Source organism: Kineococcus gurbantunggutensis (genome assembly GCF_050871925.1).
In the GTDB taxonomy this organism is placed as follows: Bacteria; Actinomycetota; Actinomycetes; order Actinomycetales; family Kineococcaceae; genus Kineococcus.
Genome location: NZ_JBJLSG010000221.1, coordinates 1 through 6,419 on the forward strand (window position 1 = coordinate 1; position 6,419 = coordinate 6,419).

8 protein-coding genes are annotated in these 6,419 nt (G+C 77.6%); all 8 read left to right on the plus strand.

The window, feature by feature from the left end; genetic code table 11:
• Window positions 1-735 (plus strand): cell division protein FtsQ/DivIB (locus ACRYR7_RS23615; protein ID WP_432574682.1); only part of this gene is annotated, 735 nt, incomplete at its 5' end.
• Between the two features lie 215 nt (window positions 736-950).
• Window positions 951-2,369 carry a cell division protein FtsZ gene (gene ftsZ / locus ACRYR7_RS23620; RefSeq protein ID WP_432574684.1) on the plus strand — a complete coding sequence of 473 codons (1,419 nt, stop codon included), beginning with the start codon at window positions 951-953 and terminating at the stop codon, window positions 2,367-2,369.
• A 58-nt stretch (window positions 2,370-2,427) separates the two neighbouring features.
• The gene (gene pgeF, locus ACRYR7_RS23625) at window positions 2,428-3,150 is read left to right on the plus strand and encodes a peptidoglycan editing factor PgeF (RefSeq protein WP_432574686.1); all 723 of its coding nucleotides are present in this window, start codon (window positions 2,428-2,430) and stop codon (window positions 3,148-3,150) included.
• Window positions 3,151-3,239: 89 nt separating this feature from the next.
• A complete protein-coding gene (locus tag ACRYR7_RS23630) occupies window positions 3,240-3,938 on the plus strand; it encodes a YggS family pyridoxal phosphate-dependent enzyme (RefSeq protein WP_432574692.1) in 699 nt (232 codons plus the stop codon).
• A gap of 69 nt (window positions 3,939-4,007) precedes the next feature.
• Complete coding sequence (locus ACRYR7_RS23635) at window positions 4,008-4,565, plus strand: cell division protein SepF (RefSeq protein ID WP_432574688.1); 558 nt, start codon at window positions 4,008-4,010, stop codon at window positions 4,563-4,565.
• Between the two features lie 73 nt (window positions 4,566-4,638).
• The gene (locus ACRYR7_RS23640) at window positions 4,639-4,941 is read left to right on the plus strand and encodes a YggT family protein (protein ID WP_432574689.1); all 303 of its coding nucleotides are present in this window, start codon (window positions 4,639-4,641) and stop codon (window positions 4,939-4,941) included.
• Between the two features lie 100 nt (window positions 4,942-5,041).
• Window positions 5,042-5,677, plus strand: a complete 636-nt coding sequence (locus ACRYR7_RS23645; protein ID WP_432574690.1) for a DivIVA domain-containing protein — start codon at window positions 5,042-5,044, stop codon at window positions 5,675-5,677.
• 246 nt (window positions 5,678-5,923) lie between these two features.
• Window positions 5,924-6,319 carry a TraR/DksA family transcriptional regulator gene (locus tag ACRYR7_RS23650; RefSeq protein ID WP_432574691.1) on the plus strand — a complete coding sequence of 132 codons (396 nt, stop codon included), beginning with the start codon at window positions 5,924-5,926 and terminating at the stop codon, window positions 6,317-6,319.
• Window positions 6,320-6,419 lie beyond the last annotated feature (100 nt).

A 6,419-nucleotide genomic window follows, 5' to 3' on the forward strand; every position in this document is an offset into this window, starting at 1 on the left:
GCCCACCGCGGCCGGCCCCCCGGCCGGGCCCCGGCGGCCCGGCGCCCCGGCCGGCGCGCGGCCCTGGGTGCCGCCGTCCTGGCGGTGCTGCTCGCCGCGGCCGGCTGGGTGGCGCTGGGCTCGCCGTGGCTGCGCGTGCAGGAGGTGCGGGTCACCGGCACCGAGCGCACCGACGCCGAGCAGGTGCGCGCCCTGGTGGACGACCGGCGCGGCGGCGCGCTGGCCGCCGTGGACACCCGCTCGCTGTCGCGGCGGGTGCTGGCGGCGCTGCCGCTGGTGGAGTCGGTCGACGTGCTGCGGTCCTGGCCCTCGACCCTGGAGGTGCGGGTGCACGAGCGCCAGGCCGTGGCGGCGGTGCCCTCGACCACCGGCGGGGTGGACCTCGTGGACGCCGACGCGCGCGTGCTGCAGCACGCCGAGCGGGCCCCGGCGGGCGTGCCGCTGCTCAGCGTGGACGTCGAGCGCACCCGGGCGGGCACGCTGCGCACCGCGCTGGCGGTCAACGGCTCGCTCTCCAGCGCGGTGCGCTCCCGGGTGGTCTCCATCACGGCGGCCAGCCCGGACGCGGTGACGCTGCAGCTGGCGGACGGGCCGGCGGTGCTGTGGGGCGACGCGAGCCGGCCCGAGCGCAAGGCGCAGGTGCTGCTGCGGCTGCTGGAGGACCCCGCGGCCTCGGCGGCGGCGTCGATCGACGTCTCGGCCCCGGACGCGCCGGCGGTGCGCCCGGCCGGCTGAGCGGCGGGCCCGGCCCGGTGCGGTTGAGCCGTCCGGGCGGTGCGCCCCTGCGACACGCCGGGGCGGCAGTTGCACCGCAGCCCCTCGGCTCCCTACGGTCACCCACCAACAGGAAATGACATAACGTTAACCCTCTACCTGAGGGTCAGCGTTTCACCGGGGAACGGCCCGCCGTCCCCGGGTGGCATCGGCGAAAGAGGCGAGAGGCACTCGACGTGGCAGCTCCGCAGAACTACCTAGCGGTCATCAAGGTCGTCGGCGTCGGCGGCGGCGGGGTGAACGCGGTCAACCGGATGATCGAGGTCGGCCTCAAGGGCGTCGAGTTCATCGCCGTCAACACCGACGCGCAGGCGCTGCTCATGAGCGACGCCGACGTCAAGCTCGACGTCGGCCGCGAGCTCACCCGCGGCCTCGGCGCCGGCGCGGACCCCGAGGTCGGCCGCAAGGCCGCCGAGGACCACGCCGAGGAGATCGAGGAGGTGCTCAAGGGCGCCGACATGGTCTTCGTCACCGCCGGCGAGGGCGGCGGCACCGGCACCGGCGGCGCCCCCGTCGTGGCCCGCATCGCGCGCTCGCTGGGCGCCCTGACGATCGGCGTGGTCACCCGCCCCTTCACCTTCGAGGGCCGTCGCCGCGCCAACTCCGCCGAGTCCGGCATCGCCGAGCTGCGCGACGAGGTGGACACCCTCATCGTCATCCCCAACGACCGGCTGCTGTCGATCAGCGACAAGCAGGTCAGCATCCTCGACGCCTTCAAGTCCGCCGACCAGGTGCTGCTGTCCGGCGTCCAGGGCATCACCGACCTGATCACCACCCCGGGCCTGATCAACCTCGACTTCGCCGACGTGAAGTCCGTCATGCAGGGCGCCGGCAGCGCGCTGATGGGCATCGGCTCCGCGCGCGGGGACGACCGCGCCATCCAGGCCGCCGAGAGCGCGATCTCCTCCCCGCTGCTGGAGGCCAGCATCGACGGCGCCCACGGCGTGCTGCTGTCCATCCAGGGCGGCTCGGACCTGGGCCTGTACGAGATCAACGAGGCGGCCCGGCTGGTGCAGGAGGCCGCCCACCCCGAGGCCAACATCATCTTCGGCGCCGTCATCGACGACGCCCTGGGCGACGAGGTGCGCGTCACGGTCATCGCCGCCGGCTTCGACAGCGGCACCCCGGTGCGCCGCCGCGACGAGCGGGCCCTGGGCCAGGTCTCCGGCCGCGCCCCCGCCGGCGCCCCGGCGCCGGCGCCCGTGCCGCCGCGCTCCTCGCGCCCGGAGCCGTGGCAGCAGCAGGCCCCCATCGCGCCCTCGCACCAGCAGGCGCCGCAGCAGGCCCCCGCGCAGCCGCAGTACGCCGCGCCGCAGTACGCGCAGCACGCGCCCCAGCAGCAGGTGCCGCAGCAGCCGGTGCAGCACCAGCCCGCGCAGCAGCCGGCCCCGCAGTACGCGCAGCCCGCCCCCCAGCAGCAGGCGCCCCAGCCGGTGCAGCAGCCGGTGCAGCACCAGCCGCAGATGGTGCCCGGCGAGGACCCGGTGCAGGTGCCGCGCATCATCGAGCTGCCCAACGACACCGCGGGCGTGCGCCGCCCGGGCCGCCCGCGGCCCGAGGAGGACGACCTCGACGTGCCCGACTTCCTCAAGTGAGCCGGCGTCCCGCCGCACCCGCCCCGCGCGGGTGCCGGGCGCGGCGGGCGCCGCTGGCGTGAGCGACGTGCACGTGCCGCTGCTGGACGCCGGACTGCCCGGCGTCCGCGGTGGCTTCACCACCCGCGCCGGCGCCCGGGGCGAGGGCCCCTACGCCGGTCTCAACCTCGGCGACCACGTCGGTGACGACCCCGCCCGCGTGGCCGCCCACCGCGCGGCCCTGCGCGAGGCCGTGGGCGCCGCCGAGCTGGTCGTGCCGGTGCAGGTCCACGGCGCCGACGTCGTGGAGGTGGACGGCGCGGCGGGCGGCCCGCCGCGGGCCGACGCGCTGCTGACCCGCCGCCGGGGCACCGCCCTGGCCGTGGTGGTGGCCGACTGCGTGCCGGTGCTGCTCGCCGACGCCGACGCCGGCGTCGTGGCCGTGGCCCACGCCGGCCGCCCCGGCCTGGTCGCCGGCGTGGTGCCCGCCGTGGTGGCGGCGGCGCGGGCCGCCGGCGCGCGGCGGCTGACCGCGGCGCTGGGCCCGGCCGTGTGCGGGCGCTGCTACGAGGTGCCGGCGGCCATGGCCGACGCGGTGGCCGACGCGGTGCCCGCCGCCCGGGCCACCACCCGCTGGGGCACCCCGGCGGTGGACGTGCCCGCCGGGGTGCTGGCCCAGCTGGCCGCGGCCGGCGTGCCGGCCTCGGGGCCCGGCCCGTGCACGCTGGAGCACCCCGACCTCTTCTCCTACCGCCGCGACGGGGTGACCGGCCGCAGCGCCGGCGTCGTGGTGCTGCCGTGAGCCGGCCGGCGGGGGAGCGCCCGCCCGGGCCCGGCCACGAGCACGACGGCGAGCGGGGCGGCGAGCACGACGACGAGCGGGCCGGGGAGCTGGCCGCCCGGCTGGGGGCGCTGCGCGAGCGCGTGGCCGCCGCGGCCGCGGGCGCCGGGCGCGACCCCGGCGCGCTGACCGTGGTGGTGGTCACCAAGTTCTTCCCCGCCGCCGACGTGCGCGCCCTGGCGCGCCTGGGCGTGCGCGACGTCGGCGAGAGCCGCGACCAGGAGGCCTCGGCCAAGGCCGACGAGCTGGCCGGCGAGCACCCGGACCTGCGCTGGCACTTCGTGGGGCAGCTGCAGACCAACAAGTGCCGCTCGGTGGCGCGCTACGCCTCGGCCGTGCACTCGGTGGACCGCCCCCGCCTGGCCGGTGCGCTGTCCTCGGCGGCGGCCGCCGCCGGGCGCGCGGTGGACTGCTTCGTCCAGGTGGACCTGGCGGCCGCCCTCGGCGCGCCGGTGGACCCCGCCCGCGGGGGCGCCGCCGGCGACGACGTGCTGCGGGTGGCCGACGACGTGGCCGCCGCCCCCGCGCTGCGGCTGGCGGGGCTGATGGCGGTGGCCCCGCGCGGCGAGGAGCCCGCCCGCGCCTTCGCGGCGCTGGTGCGCGCGGCGGAGCGGGTGCGCGCCGCGCACCCGGGCGCGGTCCTGCTCTCGGCGGGCATGAGCGGGGACCTGGAGGCCGCGGTGGCCGCGGGGGCGACACACCTGCGTGTCGGCAGCGCGGTCCTGGGTGCCCGCCCCGCGGCGCGGTAACGTCGCCGACGCCGCGCGGTACCGTCACCGCGGAGGCACCGAGACCGGAACCCACCCGAGGAGACTGCGATGGCCGGCGCACTGCGCAACGCGATGGTCTACCTCGGCCTCGCCGAGGACGACCGCTACGCCGAGGAGCCGGAGGCCGAGCCCGCCCGCGAGCGCGCGGAGACCGTGCGCGGCGCCCACCCCGCGTCGCGCCCCGAGCCGCGGCACGAGTCCCGGCCCGAGGTGCGCCAGGCGGATCCCACTCCGGTCGCGGAGCGCCGCGCGGAGACCACGGGTCAGGTGACCCCGATCAGGAGGCAGGTGGCGCACGTGGTGCCGCAGGTCAGCAGTGCTCCGGAACTGCACCGGATCACGACGATCCACCCGCGCACGTACAACGAGGCCAAGACCATCGGCGAGAGCTTCCGCGACGGCGTTCCGGTGATCATGAACCTCACCGACATGAGCGACAGCGACGCCAAGCGCCTGGTGGACTTCTCCGCCGGCCTGGTGTTCGGCCTGCACGGCTCGATCGAGCGGGTGACCAACAAGGTCTTCCTGCTCTCCCCGCAGAACGTCGAGGTGGCCTCGCAGGAGGAGGAGCGCCCCGCGGAGCGCACCTTCTTCAACCAGTCCTGAGGATCACCCGTGCGGCGGCCGTGGACCACCCTGCGCGGCCACCGGCGCGCTCCGCGTCGGGCAGGATGAACGGGTGGCCCTCGTCTTCTCGCTCCTGCAGCTGCTCGTCCTGCTCTTCTTCCTCTGCCTCATCGGGCGGCTCGTCCTGGACTGGGTCCAGGCGCTGTCGCGCGAGTGGCGCCCGCGCGGCGTCGTGCTGGTCGGCGCCGAGGCCGTCTACACGGTGACCGACCCGCCGCTGAAGGTGCTGCGGCGCGTGCTGCCGCCCCTGCGGCTGGGTGCCGTGCAGCTGGACCTGGCCTTCCTGGTCCTGGCGATCCTGTGCTCGATCCTCATGTCGGTCTTCGGCCGGCTGAGCGCCGCCTCCGCGCTCTGACGCGCGTCCGCGCGGCCCTGGCGGGGCGCGCCGCGCCGTCCGCTACGGTGTCGCCTGGTGCGCCGTCCGGCCGGGGCGGCCGTCGACAGAGGTGAGCCCCATGCCGCTGAGCCCGGAAGACGTCGTCGAGAAGCGCTTCAACCCCACGCGGGTGCGCGAGGGGTACGCGCAGGACGAGGTGGACGACTTCCTGGACGAGGTCGTCACCGAGCTGCGGCGCCTGAACGCCGAGAACGACGAGCTGCGCTCGCAGCTGCAGAGCTGCCGCGCCCGCGTGGCCGAGCTGTCGGGGACCCCCGTCGCCGAGGACGGGCCCGCGAGCGCCGTCGACGGCTCCGCCGGGGCCACCGCCGCCTCGGCGCCCGCGGCCGTCCCGGCCCCCGCCGCCGCGGTCGAGCCCGGCACCGGGGGCGCCCCGGCCTCGCAGGCCGCCGGCGTCATCGCCCTGGCGCAGCGCCTGCACGACGAGTACGTGCGCGAGGGCGAGCAGCAGCGCGACGCCCTGCTCGCCGCGGCGCGCGAGCGCGCGGAGCGCACGGTCTCGGAGGCCGAGGTCCAGCGCGAGCGCACGCTGGAGGACCTGCAGGCCCGCCGCCGCCAGCTGGAGGAGGCCATCGCGCAGCTGCACGGCCGCGAGAGCGCCTACCGCGAGCACCTGGAGTCCTTCATCGCCGGGCAGCTGGAGGACCTGCGCCGCACCGGCCGGGTCGTTCCGGACGACGCCGTCACGCGCTGAGGCCGCCACCGCCACCACGACGTGCCGCGGGCGGGCCGTCGCCACCCCCGCCTGAGTGACTTGTTGTTTCCACTTGCTTACGGACAGTCATATCCCTAGTGTTCCCGGCACGCGGCAGGCGGCCGCGTCGAGCGGAGGGGGATCACTGTGGGCACTGCGGCTACGGGAACGGCGACCACGCGGCGCGGCGGGGCGTCGGGCACTGCGGCGCGCGCCCGCTCGGGCGGTGCGGCGCGCGCGGCCGCGGTGCGCGAGCTCCCCGTCAGGGACAGCGAGGAGGCCTGGACGCCGGCCGAGCTCGACGAGGTCCGCGGCGAGCTCGAGGCGGAGGTGGACCGGCTGACGCGCCAGCTCGTGGAGGCGACCAGCTCGTTCTCCGCCCTGGTCGCCTCCGGCGGCGAGGGCGCCGGGGACGACCAGGTCGACCACGGCGCGGCCACCGCCGGGCGCGAGCACGAGATGACGATCGCCAACAACGCGCGCGACCTGCTGGAGCAGACGCAGCGGGCGCTGGTGCGCATGACCTCCGGCGCCTACGGCGTGTGCGAGTCCTGCACGGGCCCCATCGGCAAGGCCCGCCTGCAGGCCTTCCCGCGCGTGACGCTCTGCGTGACCTGCAAGGCGCGCGGCGAGCGCCGCTGAGGACGCCGCCGGGGGGGGGGGGGGGGGGGGGGGGGGGGGGGGGGGGGGGGGGGGGGGGGGGGGGGGGGGGGGGGGGGGGGGGGGGGGGGGGGGGGGGGGG

Coding starts and splice junctions, on each gene's coding strand:
- ACRYR7_RS23645 (WP_432574690.1), top strand. CDS start 5,042: ATGCCGCTGAGCCCGGAAGACGTCGTCGAGAAGCGCTTCAACCCCACG.
- ACRYR7_RS23635 (WP_432574688.1), top strand. CDS start 4,008: ATGGCCGGCGCACTGCGCAACGCGATGGTCTACCTCGGCCTCGCCGAG.